Source organism: Anaerohalosphaeraceae bacterium (assembly GCA_035378985.1).
In the GTDB taxonomy this organism is placed as follows: Bacteria; Planctomycetota; Phycisphaerae; order Sedimentisphaerales; family Anaerohalosphaeraceae; genus JAHDQI01.
The window spans coordinates 307,818-326,910 of the sequence record DAOSUR010000001.1; the positions used below are offsets into that span (position 1 = coordinate 307,818).

Sequence of the window (19,093 nt, forward strand, 5' to 3'; positions counted from 1 at the left end):
AAACCTCCCGGGCGTGCTGTTCGGCACGCTTTTTTTATGCGCTGAAGGCCGATTTTCCTCATTGCTCCAGCAGATTGTCATCATACCGACTGTGGTTGGCCTTCCACCAGCGCATCGCCTGATTGTAGCTGCTGAACTCCTGATTCAGCAGCAGGCGAAGAACCGACTTAACCTCCTCACGAAACTCCGGATTGGGGTCTTTCAGACCGTTGAACATCACCTCCACCGCCGCTTTATCTCCCCGCAGCTCCAGCAGCGAAAGGACCTCCGATTTTACCTCATCCGACGCCAACCCTATCGCCCGACTGAGCGAAAGAATCTGGATATCTGGGGACTGTCCGCGAATGACATCCAAAGCACATCCCCGCACGGTATCCGACGGGTCGCTCAGGGCCATTACCGCCAGTTCTGCACATCTCGGGTCTTCAATCTCCTCCAAAGGTCCGAGGACGCTCAAACGCACCTCTTCATCTCTCGAGCGCAGGGCCTTTTCTATCAGCGGCAGCACGGCAGGATTTCGATAGGGCTCCAGCATCTGAGCTGCCGTGCGAACAACCTCAGGGTCTGGGTCCTCCAATGCTTTCTCAAGCAGCCCAATCAGTTCCGGCTCCTGCTCCAATGCCAGTTCCTGCATCGACTCGAGAGCCGCCAGCCGTTCCGAAGATGCTGTTTCCTTCTGAAAAAGTGCATAGGCATCTTTGATTGTCTGGTTCCCCGATTCTCCAACCGCATAAACCTCTACAGGAGCGGAGGTTGGTTTTTGCTCCTCGACAGCCGGCACGGGCGGACGCAAAGCTTTCAAAGTCCGCACTTGGCCGGCAAGTCGGCTGTTTTCCTCTTTCAGCCGTTGTATCTCCTCGGTTAACTCCTTTGTTTTCGACAAAAGCACCTCTGCCCCGCCGGAAGTCTGGACCGATGCCGCCGCGGAAGGTTCAGCCGAAGAAGTATTACCCTGCCCCCCGCCTTCTCGATAATGTCGCAGCATTTCCGCCAGTTCGAGAGAGGTCTGCCTTTCGGCCTCCAATTCTTTTTGAACGGACTCCAGCTCAGACCGAAGAGTTTGAATCTGTTTCTGGAGAAGTGCCGTTTGGACTTCCTTCTCATCGGAAGCCGCTTTCCCCTTCTTGGCACATCCAGAAAAAACGATCTCTAATAAGACAATGGAAAGCCCCGCTCTTATAAAAACTTTTTTCTGTAGTTTCCCCATTTTTACTCTCTATCCTGAACTGTTAATGAATCAGATTGGCGAACCTACTCCCTTTATTTCGTCAACAAAAAAGATGTGCTTCATTCGAAAATTTCCACAATAAGGCATATATGGCTCTTTTATATCTTATTAATTCAGTTCTAAGAACTTCTTGCTTTATTGGAAGCAATTCATTAAGATAGTTGGAAGCAATTCATTAAGAATAGGTAGTTGCTGTCTTAGGATAGAGCAAAATTGGCTTGGAATATTTTTGGAGCAGGGTGATGAAAAAAAGGAGTATTTTTCTTCTGATTCTCTCACTATTTTTTTTCAGCAACTCTTTATCTGGAAAAATCTTATACGTCGCCGACAATGGGAATAACACGGACGGGTTAACGTGGGAAACTGCCTTTCGAACCATTCAGACCGCCGTGAATGCCGCTTCTGCCGAAATAGGGGCCGTGACCATCCTCGTCGGATCCGCTGGAACCGGACATGGCACCGGCGTTTATAACGAAAATCTACTCATTTCTCCGACACCTTCGACAATTCTTACAATCGAATCGGAAAGCGGGCCTCTTCAGACCACGATTCAAGCCAATTCAGGAACTGCTCATGCTGTTTCGATTATGGGCAGCTATGTTACCCTTCGAGGTTTCAGCATTTGCAAAACCAACTCAACTGCCGCTGCTGTCGCCTTAATCAATGCCAGCAACTGCACAATTGAAAACAACCGATGCGGCTGGGACAGTCAAAATCGAAACGGCAGAGGAATCTACCTGAACAATGCCTCCAACAACATTATCCAGAATAATACTTTTTCTTTCAATATTGGAGCCGGGATATCCATTTCGGCCGGCAGCGGAAATCTTTTGCTCGGCAATACCCTACAGGCCAACGGCGGTGCCGCAATCGAATTAAACAATTCCAACCAGAACACCATTCAGCAGAACCTCTGTACGGCTCATCAAAACTCCGCGGCAATCAGTTTGAACGCCTCCTTGTACAACGTAGTCACTCAGAACTCTTGTTTCGGGAATTACACCGGTCTTGCGCTGCTCAGCGGAGGAGCTCTTTATAACAGCATCACGGAAAATCTTTTTGAGAACAGCACAAACTACGGCATTCAACTCCAAAGCAACAGCAATCAGCTGCTCAGCAATACGGTCCGACAGAACTATTACGGCTTTTACTGCTTTGAATCCCAGCACAATCTCCTCTCCAATAATCTTTTCCAGGCGAACACGACTTCCTTTGTTTATTACCGTGTTTCTGAAGGGGACTATTGGAACAGTCCAATCCCGTTTACCTATCGCTACGCAGATGCCATCTTCTCCAGCAAAATGGGCAACTACTACAGCTCCTATTCCGGCACAGACCTGAATAACAATGGGATCGGAGAAACGCCGTACTCACTGTATGGAACTTTTTCACAAGATTACTTCCCCCTGACCGAACTGCCGACAAATTACCTCCTTCAGACCTGGTATTTGAAAGGAGGAGCAGCAATGTCAACGGAACCCAACAGCCCCGGTCAATGGCAAACAATACCGATAGGAAGCTCGCTCTTATGGCTGTCCGAGACGTCAGCCCTGGGCCCCATCAGCTTCAATGTCCTTTCCGCACAGGACGGCTGGAGCGGTCAAATCCTTTTCAGTACGCCGGTAAACGGCAGCGCATTTACAATCGAAATTGGTTATGCCGACCCGGCCGACGGACTTTTCATCAGCGGCGGGACATCTGCGGTTCTAAGCGGAACAAAAAATCTTTTCCAGTTTAAGACCTCTCCGCAGTCTTTCACTCTTCCTGCAGGCAAAGCCCTTGCTGTCCGGATTGCCAACAACAGCGGCATCCCCCGCTCCATATTCACCGGCGGCGGCTGGACCTTCATCACTCCGCCGGCGGGCACTTCAGAGGTCTGGCCGGGTACCCTGCCGCCCCCTCCCAATCCCGGCGATCTCAATCAGGACGGCTGGGTGAACATTCAAGACTTTGTCTATCTTTCCGCACGCTGGGAAATGGAGGGCTGCACAGACCTGAATAACTATTGTGATTTTGCAGATATCAACAAATCCGGCAAAATCGACTTGGAAGATGTTCAACTCCTGACGGTATTCTGGCTGATGGGCCCCGACGACCTCCTGGCCGGCGACTGGAATGAAGACTTCAAAGTCAATATGGATGACATCGCCCTGCTTTCCAGCCAGTGGACCGGTGATTTGAATCAATTAATTGAACTGTGCGAAAACTGGCTTAAAGGCGCCTTTTAATTCAGGCAAAACCGCCCGCGTGCGGACAGGAGTGGTTTGGGCAGGAGGAACAACCCGATTGAACAGAAGGGGTCGATTCCTTTACTTGAGCTGAAAAAGCAGAAAACTGCTTTTGGGTCTTTTTCGACCCGCAATGTTCACATATCGGTTTTTTGACCTCCGAAGAACGAACCAGGACCTCCGTAATCTTCCCGCAATCCAAACACTTATATTCAAAGATAGGCATTCAAGTTCCTTTCCAAAAAACGGCGAGCCCATCCTATCCTCCTTTGAAAAGACCGTCAAGGCGTTCCCATTTGCATTTCCTATTTCCGGATTTCTCCTGCTTAAAACAGGGTTTTATGTGATGCACGACAGATTATTTCCCGCACTTATTGTGAAAAACTTTGGATTTATTGATACAAAGTGATTGACGAATCGTTCTTTTTACGCTATATTACGGCAGCTGTTTGTGAATGTGAGCACAAATAAAATGCTGTAGGGAAAATGAAGTACCGCAGGATTCCAGACGAAACCATTCAGCGGCTGCCCATGTATCTGCGGGCTTTTTCGCTGCTGGAGGGAGAAAAAGAGCTCACCGTCTGCAGCCGGCAATTGGCCGTGCGGCTCGGACTGAATCCCCATCAGATTCGCAAAGACCTGTCTTACTTCGGAAACTTCGGAAGACCCGGTGTGGGCTATCCCGTCCAGACCACCGCCCAGCGCATTCGGCACATTCTCAAACTGGACAAAACCCAGAAGACAGCCCTCGTGGGCGCCGGACGGCTCGGGACCGCGCTGGTGGCCTATCCGGGCTTTTCCTCCTTCAATCTCGAAATCGCCGCCGTTTTTGACAATGATCCCAGAAAAATCGGAAAGAAAATCGGTCATCTGACCATTGAAAGCGCCGCCCGTCTGGCCGGACTGAAAAAACGAAACATCCATCTGGCCATCCTGGCCGTGCCGGCCGATGCCGCTCAGTCCGTTACAGAAAAACTCGTTAAGGCCGGTGTTCGCGGACTGCTGAATTTTTCGCCCGGACGCCTGAAAGTCCCGCCCTCCGTCAAAAAAATCGACATCGATCTGGCTTCCCAGCTGAGTATATTGCCTTATTATCTGTAAACAAAAACATGCAGAACAACAGGAACGAAAAACCATGAGCGTACTTAAATTTACCCCAAAGCAGTTCGATGACTTCGTATCGGCAATGCTCAAAACCGGTCAGTCTGTCATGGCACCGCAGGCAAAAAACGGCCGTTTCGCCTTCGGACCTCTCGCCTCTGCTTCCGACCTGCGGCTCGATTACGACGTGACCATTCTCCCCCCGAAAAAATACGTCCTGCCGCAGGTGGAAACGCTCCTCGAATTTGAAGTCTGCGGTCCCTGCCGCTCCGTGCAGGACGCTCAGCCGATGATTCTCCTCGGTGTACACCCCTATGACCTGATCGCCATCCTCCAGATGGATGAGTTGTTCCGTCAGGGTCAATATGACAAACATTATATGGACCGCCGCTGCCAGATTACCATTATCGCCCTCGATGTCGTCACCCCCAGCGCCAACGTCTTTGCCTCTTCGATGGGAACCGCCACCGTCCGCAGCGGCTACGATATCCTTCTGACCGTCCTTAAAGACGGTTCAATTCTGGCCGATGCCGCCACCGCCAAAGGACAGGAGCTCATTCGGCTGGCCGGTTCATCCGCCCCCGCCTCCGAGGCCGATTTGCTGGCCCGCAAGGCCGTCTGGGAACACAATAACGCTGTACTGAACAAACATATTCTGCTGTGCAAACCCTCTCTGCTGCCCAAAGTCCTTGAACAAAGCTACAATCATCCCGTCTGGGAGGAAAAAGCACGGCTGTGCTATTCCTGCGGCTCCTGCAATCAAGTCTGTCCCACCTGCTACTGCTTCGATGTGCAGGACCGCGTCAACTGGGACCTGAAAACCGGATACCGATTCCGTGCCTGGGACGGCTGCCTGCTGGAAAACTTCGCCACCGTCGCAGGCAATCACAACTTCCGCAAAGATCGAGCCGCCCGCTACCGCCACCGGCTGTATCGAAAAGGCAAATACGTGCCCGAAAAAATCGGCGGGCAAATCGCCTGCGTCGGCTGCGGGCGATGCATTTCCGCCTGCACGGCCAAGATCGCCAACCCCGTCGAAGTGTACAATCGTCTTCTTCAGGATACAAAACTCGGCTGACAGGGCCGAACGGTAAATCGTTAAGGAGAATCAGATATGTGTGAATGCTGCAGCGGCCATCCGGACATCTATCTGCCCCAGATGGCTACCATCACCAAACGCCGGATGCTCAACGGAACCGAGCTGTTCCTGCATCTGGAAATGGATTCCGGACAGGACCTTTCGTACAAACCCGGCCAATTCGTCGAGGTCTCACTGGCCGGCATCGGAGAAGCCCCTATTTCCATTTCCTCTTCCCCGACTCAACGAGGCCTTGAACTGGTCGTCCGAAACGTCGGCAGTCTCACCAAAGCCATCCACAAACTTCAGGTCGGCGATAAACTGGGCATCCGGGGCCCCTACGGAACAACTTATCCCATCGAAGAAGCCAAAGGCAAAGACCTGGTCTTTATCTGCGGCGGCATCGGACTGGTTCCCCAGCGCTCGTTCATCCGCTACGCCCTCGATCACCGAAGCGACTACGGGAAAATCATCGTCCTGATCGGCACCAAGTGCTATTCCATGCGGCTGTTCCGCGAGGAAATCGCTCTTTGGCAGGAACGCAAAGACATGACCGTGCTGGAAACCATCGACGAAGCCCACGACTGCTGGGACGGCAACGTCGGCGTCGTCACCACCCTGATCCCCAAGATTGAAAACGAACTGCCCGGCAGTCTGGTTCTGATTTGCGGACCGCCGATTATGTACAAATTCGTCTTGATTTCCCTGGCCGAAGCACAAGTCCCCGAAGAAAACATCTACGTCAACCTCGAACGCCGGATGAAATGCGGTGTCGGCAAGTGCGGCCATTGTCAAATAAACGATAAATATGTCTGTCAGGATGGGCCGGTGTTCCGCTACAGCGACCTGGCCCTCGTACCGGAGGCCATCTAATGAGCAAACCGCGCGTAGCTATTTTCGATTTCGCCTGCTGCGAAGGCTGCCAATTGCAGATTGTCAACCTCGAAGAAGAAATTCTGGATTTGATTCACGTCGTTGACGTCGTGGAATGGCGGGAAGCCATGAGCGAGCAGAGCCACGACTACGACATCGCCATTGTGGAGGGCTCCATCACCCGGCATGAAGATGAACTCCGACTGGAGGTCATCCGCAGCCGCTGCAAGATTCTCATTGCTCTCGGCGCCTGTGCCACTATCGGCGGCGTCAACAAAATGAAAAACAACTTTGACCTCAACGATGTCAAAGAGTGCGTGTACGGCAAAGACGCCAAGATGCCCCACCTGAATACGGAGATGACCAAAGCCGTCGATGAGGTGGTGCCCGTCGATGCTTATATTCACGGCTGCCCTATTGACCGCAAAGAGTTCGGCACCGTCATTCGCGCCCTGCTGCTGGGCAAACGCCCCCCCATTCCGGACTATCCCGTCTGCGTCGAATGCAAGGCCAAAGAAAACGTCTGCCGCTATGAATACAACGAAATCTGTCTGGGACCGATTATTCGAGCCGGCTGCGGCGCCCGCTGTCCGTCCAGCAATTTCCGCTGTTTCGGCTGCCGCGGGTATGTGGACCATCCCAACGTCGAAGCCGCCAAAGAAGTTATGGACAAATACGGTCTGACCGTCGAAGACCTCAAACAAAAAATGATTCTCTTCGGAAGCAAACAAGGACATACACTATGAGCGCCAATATCCAGATTAACGTTCATCACGTCACGCGTCTTGAAGGCCACGGCAATATCGTCGTTAACATCCGAAACGGCACCATCGAAAAGTGCCAGTGGCAGGTTCCGGAGGCCCCGCGCTTCTTTGAAGCGATGGTCCGCGGACGCCGATGGGACGATATTCAGACCATCGTCAGCCGAATCTGCGGCATCTGCTCCATCACCCACTCCCTGGCCTCCACCAAGGCGGTCGAAGATGCCCTCGGGCTGCAGGTTTCCGAACAGACCGACATGCTCCGCATCCTGATGCACTACTCCGAACAGCTCCAGAGCCACACGCTTCACGTCGGCTATCTGGTGGCCCCCGACCTTTTCGGCGAAAAATCCGTCGTCCCGCTGGTTGCCAAAGCCCCCGATGCCGTCAAAAAAATCATCAAGGCCCACCGCATCGCCAATCAGTGGTCCGACCTGCTGACCGGACGGACCACCCACCCGGTCACACTCACACCGGGGGGAATGACCAAAATCCCGACTGCTCAGGAGCTCAAAGACCTCCAGAAAACCCTCAAAGAGGCCGTGCCGGATTTGGTGGCCATCTGCGAAGTCGTCCACAGCGTCGCCGACCGGATGCCCGCCTTCGAACGGCCCACGGAATACATCTCGCTCCGGCAGGACAATCCGCCGACCTATACTTTCTATCACGGCGATATCGTCTCCAGCGACGGCTACGGCCCCGTTCACATTCGCGACTGGGAAAGCGTCGCCAACGAATATGTCAGCCCGCAGTCCACGGCCAAATGGTGCCGCTGGCACCGCGACTCCTACGCCGTCGGCGCCCTGGCACGCTTCAACAACAACGGCCATCTGCTCAGTCCGCTGGGCAAGAAAGTCGCCGATATGTTCGGCCTCAGGAAGGGCTGCTGCAATCCGTTTATGAACAACGTCGCGCAGCTGGCCGAGGCCGCCCATGTCGTCGAGGTGAGCATCGAACTGATTGACAAGCTCCTGACCAGGGGGCTCAAAGACGAAAAGGTGAAAGTCACCCCGCGGGCCGGGCGCGGCAGCGGCTGCGTCGAAGCCCCGCGCGGCATCCTCTTCCACACCTACGAGTTTAACAAAAAAGGCGAATGCATTGCGGCCAACATCTGCATTCCGACCAACCAGAACCACGCCAACATCCAGAAGGATTTCGAAAAATTCGTGCCTGAATATATGCATCTGGGCGAAGACGGCCTGCGGCACGGGATGGAAATGCTGGTCCGCTCCTATGACCCCTGCATCTCCTGTTCAACCCATATGCTCAATGTTACCTTCGTCAAATAATCATTTGGACAGTCTGCAAAAAAGAGCCCCGCGCGTCGGGGCTTTTTTATTGCGCATCTTCCTTTTTATCGTCTATAATCTGTGAAATCCGTGTAATCTGTGGTTAAATAAAATCAAACCCGTGTTCATCCGCGGTGAAACAATGGCAAAAGAAACCATCGTTATCGGGCTGGGCAATCCGCTGATGGCCGACGAGGGCATCGGGGTCGTCCTGATTGAGCGGCTGGAAGCCCTTGCGCGAGAAGGCAAAATCCCCGGCACTGACCGCATCCAGTTTTATGACGGCGGAACCGGCGGGCTGAATCTGCTTCATGTTCTGGCGGGCCGCCGAAAAGCCGTCCTGATCGACTGTGCCCGGATGGGAACCGAACCCGGCACCATCCGACGCTTCACCCCCGACCAGGTCCAAACCATAAAGCAGCTGACGCACCTGTCCCTTCACGAAGTTGATATCCTCAAAGTTCTTGACATTTCGCGTCAACTGGATGAATGCCCCAATGAGGTCGTCTTCTTCGGGATTGAACCGCTGGAAATCCGCCAGCGAATGTCTCTGTCCCCCCTTCTGCATGCTCAAATCCCGCATTATCTTCAAACCCTTCTGAGGGAACTTTCCTTGTCGTCTGATTTGGATTCTTAACCGGGAAAAGCGTTGCACAGCGATATACCCAAAAATGCCCCTTTTATCGCATTTGGATTGCGATTCCTAAAAAAATCCCTTATAGTAACCGCCGGATTTCCGAACATTCATCAGGAGCATATCGATGGCTGTCCAGGCATTTGTAGCAGAGCTGAATAACCGAAAAGATTATCAGCGGGTGATCGACCCGGCTTATACCTGCGGAATGAAGGCCGGAAGGGTTTGGCTGGAGCCCGGGACTGACTGCGGGGTCCATTCTACCGAGGACCGCGAGGAGGCACTGATTTTTCTGTCCGGCCGGGGAACAGCCCGGATCAAAGGGAAGGACTTCGCTGTCGGCGAGGGCAGGGTTTGCTACATTCCGCCCCATACGGAACACAATATTATCAATACCGGTTCGGAGCCGCTGGTTTATATATTTTGTGTCGCGCCGGTTCTCGAAAAAAAGAAAGGAGAATAAGATGAAAGGAAAAGGAATCACAATCGTTGCCGCTGCGGTACTTTTGTGCCTGTGCGGCTGCGCCCGCCATCAGACCGCCCCTGTCCTTAAGGAAAAGCAGGAACAATGGACTTCCCTGTTCAATGGGCAGAATCTGGAAGGATGGACGCCGAAATTTGCCGGCCGTCCCCTGGGGGAGAACTACAAAAACACGTTTCGTGTGGAAAACGGCATTTTGAAGGTATCGTATGACCAGTATGAACAGTTTGAAGGACGGTTCGGGCATCTGTTTTATGCCGTACCGTTTTCGCACTATCGGCTTCGCCTGGAATACCGGTTTGTCGGGGAGCAGGCGAAGGGCGGGCCGTCCTGGGCTTTCCGCAACAGCGGGATTATGATTCACTGTCAAAAGCCGGAAACGATGGGGCTGGAGCAGAACTTTCCGGTCTGTCTGGAAGTGCAGCTGCTGGGTGGCGATGGGCAAAATGAGCGGACAACCGGCAACCTGTGCACACCAGGAACGCACGTGGTTATCCAGGACCGCCGGCGGACAGAGCACTGCATCTTATCCTCTTCGCCGACCTTCCACGGGGACCAGTGGGTAAAGGCGGAGGTGGAGGTGCACGGCGACCGGCTGATTCGACATTTGATCAACGGGCAGGTTGTTCTGGAATACAGCCGTCCGGAACTGGATGACGGCGATGCAGATGCCCGAAAACTGATTGAGGCTGGTACTTCTCGCCGAGTGGCGGGCGGCTATATCAGTCTGCAGGCGGAAAGTCATCCGGTGGAGTTTCGCAACATCGAACTGCTCGTTTTGGAAGAGTAAACCAAGGTTATGATTGCCCTGCGAAATGGGCCTCTACCCAGTCGCAGAGGATATGGTAAGCCAACTGGTGGATTTCCTGTACGGCGGCGGTGGGCCCCTCGAGGCACAGGCAGACATCGGAGAAGGCTTCGAGGGGGGAGTTTTTGCGTCCGATAAAGCTTAAAACGAGTGCACCTTTGGCTTTGGCGGTTTGAGCGGCCTTGAGGATATTGGGAGACTTTCCGCTGGTGGAAAAGGCCCAGAGGATATCACCTTTTCCGACAAGGGCTTCGACCTGGCGGCTGAAGACTTCTTCAAACCCGTAGTCGTTGCCGACGGAAGTGAGAATAGAGGTATCGGTGGTCAGGGCGACGGCGGAAAGGCCCTTCCGATTGCGCCGAAAACGCCCTACTATCTCGGCGGCGACATGCTGGGCGTCAGCAGCCGAGCCCCCGTTGCCGCAGGTAAAGATGCAGCCGCCCGCTTCCAGACAGTCAATCAGCATTTGTCCGGCCTTTTCAAGCGGGCCGGCGCATTCCTTTTCGAAAGCCGTCAGCAATTGTTTGTGAACGGCGGCGGCTTCCGCAAACACACGGCCAAATTCATTGTTCCTGGATGACTGACTCATGGTTTCCAAATCCTATCGATTCCGATGCTCGAGAGCAATCACTTTTCCTCCGAGTGTCTGTTTCCCTTGGGGCGGGAATGCCTCCGGCGGCGGTTCGGCTGCCGTTTTGGGGCCTCGGAGTGTGTTTGATGAAAAGATTTGGATTTGGACGGTTTGATATTCAGGTCCGGTTCCGGGCCGAGCCAGACGGGCTGGATGCGGTTGACCCGAATCAGGGTTCGCAGTTTTCGAAGGTCCTGCGGGGTGTAAAACGTCAGGGCCACACCCTGTCGTCCCATACGAGCGGTGCGTCCGGTTCGGTGCGTGTAGGATTCCGGATGAGTCGGAAAATCATAGTTAATCACGTGGGTGGTATGGCTGAAATCCAGGCCGCGGCTGGCAATGTCCGTGGCAATCATATACCGGATATCCAGCCGCTTGAATCGGCGAAACAGACTGGTCCGGCGTGCCTGTTCAAGACCGCCGTGGATGATTTCGACGGAATCCAGCTCTTTTTTGAGATGATTGTACAGCTGTTCGCTGCTGCGGCGACTGTTGCAGAAAAGAATGGCCTGACGGGGGTTTTCGGTTTTCAGATAGTCCAGCAGGGCCTGAAGCCGATGATGCGGGCGGACCTGATAGAAGGTATGGGTGAGTGATTCGGGGGCGACCTTTTCTACATTCAGTTCAATGATGACCGGGTTTTTTAAATACCGCTGGGCCAGTGTTTTGATTTCCGGCGGCATTGTGGCACTGAACAGGAGCGTCTGGTGTTCGTGAACCAGACAGGAAAAGACAAACTCCACGTCCGGCAGGAAACCCATATCGAGCATTTCATCGGCTTCATCGAGCACGAGGGTGCGGACATGAGAGAGCGTCAGCGGGCTGTTGTAGAGCAGGTCGATGAGCCGTCCGGGGGTGGCCACAAGGACGTGGACGCCGTGGGCGAGCTTGCCTTTTTGGATGTCCATCGAAAAGCCGCCGTAAACGGCGAAGGCCTGAATGGAGGTAAACTGGGCAATTTTGCTGATTTCCTCAACGTACTGGAGGGCCAGTTCCCGGGTGGGCACGAGAATGAGGGCTTGAACTTCCTTCAGGTGAGGGTCGATTTTTTCGAGGATGGGAATGGCGCAGGCGGCGGTCTTGCCGGAGCCGGTCTCGGCCTTGGCAATCAGATCGCGCCCGGCCAGAATCGGCTCAAGCGTCTGCTGCTGAATAGGCGTAAGCTCTTCGTATCCGACTTTCTGAAGGCCTTTGATGATTGCCGGCTGCAGATTCAGTTCGCTGCACTTCATAACTCATCAACTCCTTCTTCCAATGTCAATTCGGCCAAAGTTAGTTCTCAAGCGGTCGAATCCAGATGTTGCGGAAGCGGACGGGGTTGCCGTGATCCTGAAGGGACAGCGGGAGTTTGTCGGCGTGGGGAGAATACGGAGGACGCTGCTTCCAGGCGGTCGGGCCGGTCAGAATCCAGCGGTCCTGGACGAGGACACCGTTGTGAAAAACCGTAACATCCGCGGGGCGGACGAGCTTGCCGTCCTCGAATTTGGGGGCATGGAAGACGACATCGTAGGTCTGCCACTGTCCGGGGGCTCGGGAAGCATTGACCAGCGGTGGATTCTGGCTGTACACGGCGGCGGCCATCCCGTCGGCGTAAGTGAGGTTGTCATAGGAATCGAGGACCTGGATTTCGTAAAGCCCCATCAGAAAGACACCGCTGTTGCCGCGGCCCTGGCTTTCGCCTTTGACAACCTCGGGGCTGGCCCATTCGATATGGAGCTGACAGGAGCCGAAACTGTCTTTGGTAACGATGTCGCCGGAGCCCGCAACGACTTCGAAATAGCCGTTTTCCACTTTCCAGGGGGCGGGTTTGTCGGGATTTTTGGCGCTCTTCCATGCCGATAAGTCTTTACCGTCAAAGAGAATAACAGCATCAGAGGGGGGCAGGTGATTTTCGGCACCGGGTTTGACGACCGGCGGAAGCGGACGCTGCGGGTCGTGTACCGGCCAGGCATAGTTGGCATCCGGATTTTCAAAGTTTATCGTGTGTGTGGCCATACAGCCAGCCCACAGAACAGCCAGAACAGATGAGATTGTCCAGAACGTTTTCATTGCTTATCTCCTGAAAATGCTTGGTTTTTTATATCTTCTACATTGTATTTGTTTTTCTTATTTTTGGAAGAAGGATATTTCGCAGAAGCAAAAAACAAAACAAAAATACAGGGCAGACGGCGCATCAGTTATCAGTGATCAGTCATCAGTAAGCAGTAAACAGTGATTAATGTTCGTTTTGCCGCACTTACAATCGGGGGTAAGAAACTGTAAGAAACAACAGGGAAAAAACGGCGAAGGTTGGTCAGAAAACGATGGCGGCATAGCCGACGGAATCTTCGCTGTGCTGGCGGAACCTTTGCAACATCACATCGCGGCTGTTGGTGTGAGCCAGGAGCACCCCCTTTGAAGCACCTCTGGCTTTTGCAGCGGCAACCAGCGCAGCGGCAGCCGCAGGTCCGCAGGCGTTCTGATTTTCACAAGCGTTCGGAACGATTTGGTCGGCCTTCATCTGAACAGCCAAGTCAATAAACTGTCTGTCATTAACCTGATGGGCCCATTCGATTGCCTCCGAATCGATACCCTGCGGACAAAAGCCGTACCGCGGGCCGTAGTGCGTCAGGTCCGTAGAGGCAATGCAGACGGTCTTCTTGTCCCGAATCGCATCCAAAAGGCGTCCAACCTCTTGTCCGAACCGGACTTCAGAACCGGACAGAGGCATCAAAATCGGAACGATTTGAGCATCCGGAAACAGATACTGGATAAAAGGAATCTGGACTTCAATGCTGTGCTCGCCCAAATGTGCAGCGGGTTTGGCGGAACCGCCGAGAGCAAGGATTTTTGCAGCCAGGTCTTCATCGATATGGGCCAGTCCCAAAGGAGTTTCCCAAGCACCTTTGTCATAGACAGCGGGCAGCCCGCTGCCGAATCGATGGGAGGCACCAAACAGGACAAAGGTATCTACGGAACCGTTGACCTGTTGGACGGCCTGAAAGACCATGGCGGCCAAATCGCCGCTGAAAACCCAGCCGGCATGCGGAACGATACCGGCCACGATGGGCTTGGGCAGTTCGACGGAAAAAGATGTTTTGGGGAGACATTCTTCTATTTCGCTCAGACAGCCGGAGCGACTGGCAGAATAGAATTGTCCGGCAACGGCGGGTTTTCGAATCATTTTGGGATTCTCCGCTTGTGTTTTTTGTATTTCCGCCTTATTATCCTATCTGTTCGGTTTGAAAAATCAATTCGGTTTCTTTTCACAAAATGAGGAGCATATGGCCGGCCCAAAGAAAACATCTCCCGTAGCGATTGTAATGGGGTCAGACAGCGATTTGGAGATAATGCAGTCCTGCATCGACCAGCTGAAAGAATTTGGGGTTGAACCGACCGTCCGCATTTTGTCGGCACATCGGACGCCGGATGCGGCAGGTGACTTTGCCCGGAAAGCAGCGGAAAACGGCGTTCAGGTGATTATTGCGGCAGCAGGGATGGCGGCACATCTGGCGGGGGTTTTAGCAGGCCAAACCCCCCTGCCGATTGTGGGGGTACCGCTGGCGGCCAAAGAGGGACTGCTGGGATTGGATGCCCTGCTGAGTATGGTGCAGATGCCGCCGGGAGTGCCGGTTGCGACGATGGCCATCGGACGGGCCGGGGCGAAGAACGCCGCGATTTTTGCGGTTCAGATTCTGGCACTCAAGGACAAAAAACTGGCGGAAAAACTGGCGGCCTTTCGAAAAAACCAGACGGAAAAAGTGCTGGCTAAAGATGCCCAACTCAATCGCTAACAACACAAAAGAAAGTGGGTGTTCTATGGAGAAGCCCCGCAGATTTTTTCAGTTTCGTGCGTTTGTGTCGCTTTTGACGGCAATCTGCTTTGCGATGGCGGTCATCAGCGGTGCAGTGCTGTTTCTTGCTCCTTCCGGACGCGGCGCCGGGCGGGCATGGGCCTTTTGGGGGCTGAGCCGTCGTCAATGGGAGGAACAGCATGTCTGGTTTTGCCTGATTTTTACCATTGTAGGGCTTATCCATCTAATCCTGAATATTCGCCCGATTTTATACTATTTAAAAATTGTCGGGATAAAAACCTACCGGTTTCGGTTGGAATGGCTGGCAGCGCTGGCAGTCGGCGCCGTGGTTTTTGCAGGAACCTATTATCGCTGGAAGCCGTTTGCGGCGTTTTTGGAACTGCCCAGAAGGATGACGGAGCCCAGCCGACAGACGGGAGGCGCAGATGTGGCTGCTCGCGGCGGCGGTCAGGAAAATCGCACTGGAATCGGACAGATGACGCTGGCTGAATATTGCCGGCAGGAGGGGCTGGAGCCGGCCAAAGCGATTGAGATTTTCCGGAATCGCGGGCTGACGGTCCAGCCGGACATGACAATGCGGCAGATTGCAGATTTGGCGGGGGTTCATCCGAGCCAGCTGAGGGAAATCCTGAGAAATCCGTAAGCGGACGCTTCCAGAACAAACCCGCTTTGCATTGCAAAAAAACGGTTCCCTGACATCGAGCCTTAAAAAAAGTCTGGTCCCCTGTCTTTTTTCTTGACAATCCGAAACAAAGCGGTATGCTGTAACAACACCTTGACGACAAGCCCATCTAAAGCCAATCAGAGGCGCACTTTACTATCATCAATAATTTTTCACGGGAGAAAGGAGAGGGGACATGAACCGTCTTGGTTTTTTGGTGTTTGCATGGAGTCTGTATGCACCTCTGTCTAACCTGTATGCCTTCAGCGGGGGCACCGGAACATAAGGGGACCCTTATCTTGTTTCAACGGCCGAAGAGCTGAATACAATCGGAACTTCGACCGCTTATTGGGCCAGTTTTTTTAAGCTGACTGCGAATATCAACATGTCCGGCTACACGGGCACTTCCTATAACATCATCGGCAATATCACAACCCGTTTTACCGGCGGATTTGACGGCAACGGTTATGTAATCAGCAACCTGACTTATACAGGCACAAACGTCAGCTATGTCGGTTTGTTCGGATATACGCAAAACGCCGTGATTCAGAATGTCCAATTAGTCAATGTTGCTATCTCCTCAACCAACGGTCAAAATGTAGGCGGCCTGATCGGCTGTCAGTTGTACGGCACGACGGCAAACTGTTCGGTATCAGGAACTGTTTCCGGCGGGTATCACACCGGAGGGCTGGCAGGAAGTGTTTTGCAGGGCACACTCAATTCCTGCTCGTCGGCAGCCGCGGTGAGCGGAGGAGACCACGTCGGCTGTCTGGCAGGCAACATTTATCAAAGTACGGTCAGCCAATGTTATGCAACAGGGAATGTCAATGGAGCCAGCAGCGTCGGCGGTTTGCTCGGATACAGCGATACGGGGGCCGTCAGCAACTGCTATGCCCAGGGAGCCGCCGTCGGAACCGGCGGGTATATCGGAGGTCTGATTGGATACATTCAATACGGCACGGTCAGCAACTGCTATTCAACCGGAGCCGTCAGTGCCGGCTACGGCGGCTGGAAAGGCGGACTGGCAGGGTACAGCTGGGAATTTGAGAGCCCCTGCGTCTTTACGGCCTGTTTCTGGGATACGCAAACCAGCGGAACCAATGACGGGCTGGGCAACATTACCCCAGATCCTGCCGGCATCACAGGTCTTACAACGGCGCAAATGAAGACGCAATCGACCTTTACCGATGCCGGATGGGATTTTGCGACGGTGTGGGTGCGGCTTTATGACGGATACCCCCATCTGCAATGGGAGCCGAAGTATTCCGGCGGAAAAGGAACCATCTCCGATCCCTATCGAATCAGCCGACTTTCCGATTTCTACAATATGACCGTCTATCCGGCGGATTGGAATAAGCATTTTTCTCTGACAACAAATGTCGATTTATCGACACTGACCTTCAGCAGTGCACCGATTGCCCCGGATACAGACAATGCCGCCAGCGGTTTCCAGGGAACCCGTTTTACAGGTTCCTTCAGCGGCAACGGTCATGTCCTGCAAAATCTAACGCTCTCGGCTCCGACGATGGACTTTGTCGGGTTATTCGGGTGGGTCTATTACGGGGCACAGGTCTCGAATCTGGGGCTTACCAATGTTTCCGTCAGCGGACGGACGTATGCGGGCGGACTGGCGGGGGTCAATTCCGGCTCCCTGATGAATTGCTATACGACAGGCACGGTCAACAGCGACGGCAATTACACCGGAGGTCTGGCAGGGTTCAATGCCGGCGGGACACTGAGCAGCTGCACGTCAAGCGCCGGCGTCAGCGGTTCCTATTGCGCCGGCGGTCTGAGCGGATACAATAATGTTTCCGGAACAATCAGCCGCTCGTCTGCGGCCGGCCCCGTGAACGGTTCGTCCTATATCGGCGGCCTGATTGGAGAGAACATAGGTCCGGTAAGTATGTCGTACGCAGTCGGCACCGCGGACGGTTCTTCTTATGTCGGAGGATTCATCGGGTCCAATTCCGGTTCGGTCAGCGGCTGCTATGCATCCGGTGCAGCAGCCGGACATGTCCTTTGGGTTCCTCCTTCGACCTATTATCACAGTTATTACGTCGGCGGTCTGATGGGATACAACTCCGGAACAGTAACGAATTGCTATGCACGAGGGTCAGCCACCCGTCAGGGATTCGGGGGCAATCTCTATGATGTCGGCGGGCTTATCGGATGGAATGCCGGTTCCGCTGCGGCCTGCTATTCCTCCGGTTTGGTCAGCGGCAATATTAATGTCGGCGGTCTGATTGGGTACAACACGGGTACTGCAGCAAGCAGTTTCTGGGATACGGAAACTTCCAACCAGCCGAGCAGCGCAGGCGGAACCCCCAAAACCACACTCGAGATGAAAACCGAAAGCACCTTTACATCAGGCGGATGGGATTTTTCCTGGGTCGACGGGGATGCAGCCGACTGGGTACTTTGGGTGGAGGGACAGCAGTATCCCGAATTGACCTGGCAGCCGCCGCGGTTTGCCGGGGGCAGCGGAACCCCGGAAAATCCGTGGAAAATTGCCCGTGCTCAACACTTGCTCTATCTGGCTTATAACGAATCCCTTTACGGCTCGCATTTCTTAATGACCGCCGATATCAATATGTCGGCTTATACAGGAATACAGTACAAATGCATCGGCAGCAGCGAAAAGCCTTTTACCGGAACCTTTGACGGGGGCGGACACATTATCAGTTATCTGTCCTACTTTGCAAAAGAGATTGTGTCAAATGTCGGGATGTTTGGTTATACATCCGAGGCCGTTATTCGCAATCTGGGTCTGGAAGGAGTGTCTATCTATACGGAGGGCGATTCCGTCGGCGGTTTAATCGGAACCCAGTATCGGGGTATCGTTTCCGGATGTTTTACGACCGGTACTGTGGAAGGCATACACACCGTAGGGGGACTGGTAGGAGATGAATACGGCTCCATCGAAAATTCGTACAGTCTGACTTCGGTTTACGGGCATGGAAGCGCTGCCGGGGGCCTGGTAGGGGCAATCACCGGCTATATGACCGACGGCATTCGAAGATGCTACAGTGCCGGTTATGTAAAAGGCGTTGACTATGTCGGCGGCCTGATCGGATATTCCAACGAGGGGCTGGTGCTGAATTCGGTCTGGGATATGCAGACAAGCAACCAGGAAACCAGCGCCGGCGGAATCGGCCTCCTCACGGAAGAGATGAAGATGCGAAGTTCTTTTACCGGTATAGGGTGGGATTTTCTCGACGAGACAGCCAACGGGACGAATGATTACTGGCGAATGTGCGTGAACGGTGTGTCGTATCCCCTTCTGTCCTGGAGTTTTGCCGGCCTCGGCGATTTTGCCTGTCCGGACGGTGTTGCGATGGCTGATTTCGCCTATCTGGCCCGACACTGGCTGCAGAGCAGCTGTATCCAATCGAACCAATATTGCGGCTGGGCGGACATGAGCATCTCCGGGACTGTGGAGGTGTCGGACCTTGCGGTCTTCGTCGAAAACTGGCTGAGAGAATAAATAACCTCCGGCCGGGTCTGTTTTTACGAAATAATTCGTTCG

The 19,093-nt window shown here is 53.7% G+C and carries 17 protein-coding genes; 12 read left to right on the forward strand and 5 right to left on the reverse strand.

Going from position 1 to position 19,093, the window contains the following annotated elements:
- Positions 1–58: 58 nt before the first annotated feature.
- The gene (locus tag PKY88_01395; GenBank protein ID HOQ03855.1) at positions 59–1,207 is read right to left on the reverse strand and encodes a HEAT repeat domain-containing protein; all 1,149 of its coding nucleotides are present in this window, start codon (positions 1,205–1,207) and stop codon (positions 59–61) included.
- 263 nt (positions 1,208–1,470) lie between these two features.
- Here PKY88_01395 and PKY88_01400 point away from each other — a divergent pair, with 263 nt between their 5' ends.
- From PKY88_01400 to PKY88_01440, 9 genes are all read left to right on the forward strand, one after another.
- Positions 1,471–3,456, forward strand: a complete 1,986-nt coding sequence (locus PKY88_01400) for a NosD domain-containing protein (GenBank protein HOQ03856.1) — start codon at positions 1,471–1,473, stop codon at positions 3,454–3,456.
- A 486-nt stretch (positions 3,457–3,942) separates the two neighbouring features.
- Positions 3,943–4,557, forward strand: coding sequence for a redox-sensing transcriptional repressor Rex (locus PKY88_01405; GenBank protein ID HOQ03857.1), 615 nt, complete (start codon positions 3,943–3,945; stop codon positions 4,555–4,557).
- Positions 4,558–4,591: 34 nt separating this feature from the next.
- Positions 4,592–5,635 (forward strand): 4Fe-4S dicluster domain-containing protein, encoded by a 1,044-nt coding sequence (locus tag PKY88_01410; protein HOQ03858.1) that lies wholly within the window; start codon positions 4,592–4,594, stop codon positions 5,633–5,635.
- A gap of 36 nt (positions 5,636–5,671) precedes the next feature.
- Positions 5,672–6,508, forward strand: coding sequence for an FAD/NAD(P)-binding protein (locus tag PKY88_01415; GenBank protein HOQ03859.1), 837 nt, complete (start codon positions 5,672–5,674; stop codon positions 6,506–6,508).
- Positions 6,508–7,254 carry a hypothetical protein gene (locus PKY88_01420; protein HOQ03860.1) on the forward strand — a complete coding sequence of 249 codons (747 nt, stop codon included), beginning with the start codon at positions 6,508–6,510 and terminating at the stop codon, positions 7,252–7,254. The genes PKY88_01415 and PKY88_01420 overlap by 1 nt, the downstream gene beginning before the upstream one ends.
- Entirely contained in the window at positions 7,251–8,558 is a 1,308-nt protein-coding gene (locus tag PKY88_01425) for a Ni/Fe hydrogenase subunit alpha (protein HOQ03861.1), read from the forward strand. Before PKY88_01420 ends, PKY88_01425 begins: the two co-directional genes overlap by 4 nt.
- Positions 8,559–8,700: 142 nt before the next feature.
- Positions 8,701–9,195, forward strand: a complete 495-nt coding sequence (locus PKY88_01430) for a hydrogenase maturation protease (GenBank protein HOQ03862.1) — start codon at positions 8,701–8,703, stop codon at positions 9,193–9,195.
- A gap of 124 nt (positions 9,196–9,319) precedes the next feature.
- A complete protein-coding gene (locus PKY88_01435) occupies positions 9,320–9,655 on the forward strand; it encodes a cupin domain-containing protein (GenBank protein HOQ03863.1) in 336 nt (111 codons plus the stop codon).
- Position 9,656: 1 nt separating this feature from the next.
- Positions 9,657–10,463, forward strand: coding sequence for a DUF1080 domain-containing protein (locus PKY88_01440; protein ID HOQ03864.1), 807 nt, complete (start codon positions 9,657–9,659; stop codon positions 10,461–10,463).
- A 7-nt stretch (positions 10,464–10,470) separates the two neighbouring features.
- Here PKY88_01440 and PKY88_01445 read toward each other — a convergent pair whose 3' ends face one another.
- The 4 genes from PKY88_01445 to amrB all read right to left on the reverse strand — a co-directional run bounded on the left by PKY88_01445 (position 10,471) and on the right by amrB (position 14,275).
- Positions 10,471–11,070 (reverse strand): SIS domain-containing protein, encoded by a 600-nt coding sequence (locus PKY88_01445; protein HOQ03865.1) that lies wholly within the window; start codon positions 11,068–11,070, stop codon positions 10,471–10,473.
- Positions 11,071–11,108: 38 nt separating this feature from the next.
- On the reverse strand, positions 11,109–12,344 hold the full coding sequence (locus PKY88_01450) for a DEAD/DEAH box helicase (GenBank protein HOQ03866.1): 1,236 nt from the start codon (positions 12,342–12,344) through the stop codon (positions 11,109–11,111).
- Between the two features lie 40 nt (positions 12,345–12,384).
- A complete protein-coding gene (locus tag PKY88_01455; GenBank protein ID HOQ03867.1) occupies positions 12,385–13,161 on the reverse strand; it encodes a DUF1080 domain-containing protein in 777 nt (258 codons plus the stop codon).
- 244 nt (positions 13,162–13,405) lie between these two features.
- The gene (gene amrB, locus PKY88_01460) at positions 13,406–14,275 is read right to left on the reverse strand and encodes an AmmeMemoRadiSam system protein B (protein HOQ03868.1); all 870 of its coding nucleotides are present in this window, start codon (positions 14,273–14,275) and stop codon (positions 13,406–13,408) included.
- 100 nt (positions 14,276–14,375) lie between these two features.
- On the opposite strand from amrB, the gene purE reads away from it, so the two are divergent.
- From purE to PKY88_01475, 3 genes are all read left to right on the forward strand, one after another.
- Positions 14,376–14,885 (forward strand): 5-(carboxyamino)imidazole ribonucleotide mutase, encoded by a 510-nt coding sequence (gene purE / locus PKY88_01465; protein HOQ03869.1) that lies wholly within the window; start codon positions 14,376–14,378, stop codon positions 14,883–14,885.
- A 25-nt stretch (positions 14,886–14,910) separates the two neighbouring features.
- Positions 14,911–15,549, forward strand: a complete 639-nt coding sequence (locus PKY88_01470; protein HOQ03870.1) for a DUF4405 domain-containing protein — start codon at positions 14,911–14,913, stop codon at positions 15,547–15,549.
- 403 nt (positions 15,550–15,952) lie between these two features.
- Complete coding sequence (locus PKY88_01475) at positions 15,953–19,051, forward strand: GLUG motif-containing protein (GenBank protein HOQ03871.1); 3,099 nt, start codon at positions 15,953–15,955, stop codon at positions 19,049–19,051.
- The last annotated feature ends 42 nt before the right edge of the window (positions 19,052–19,093 follow it).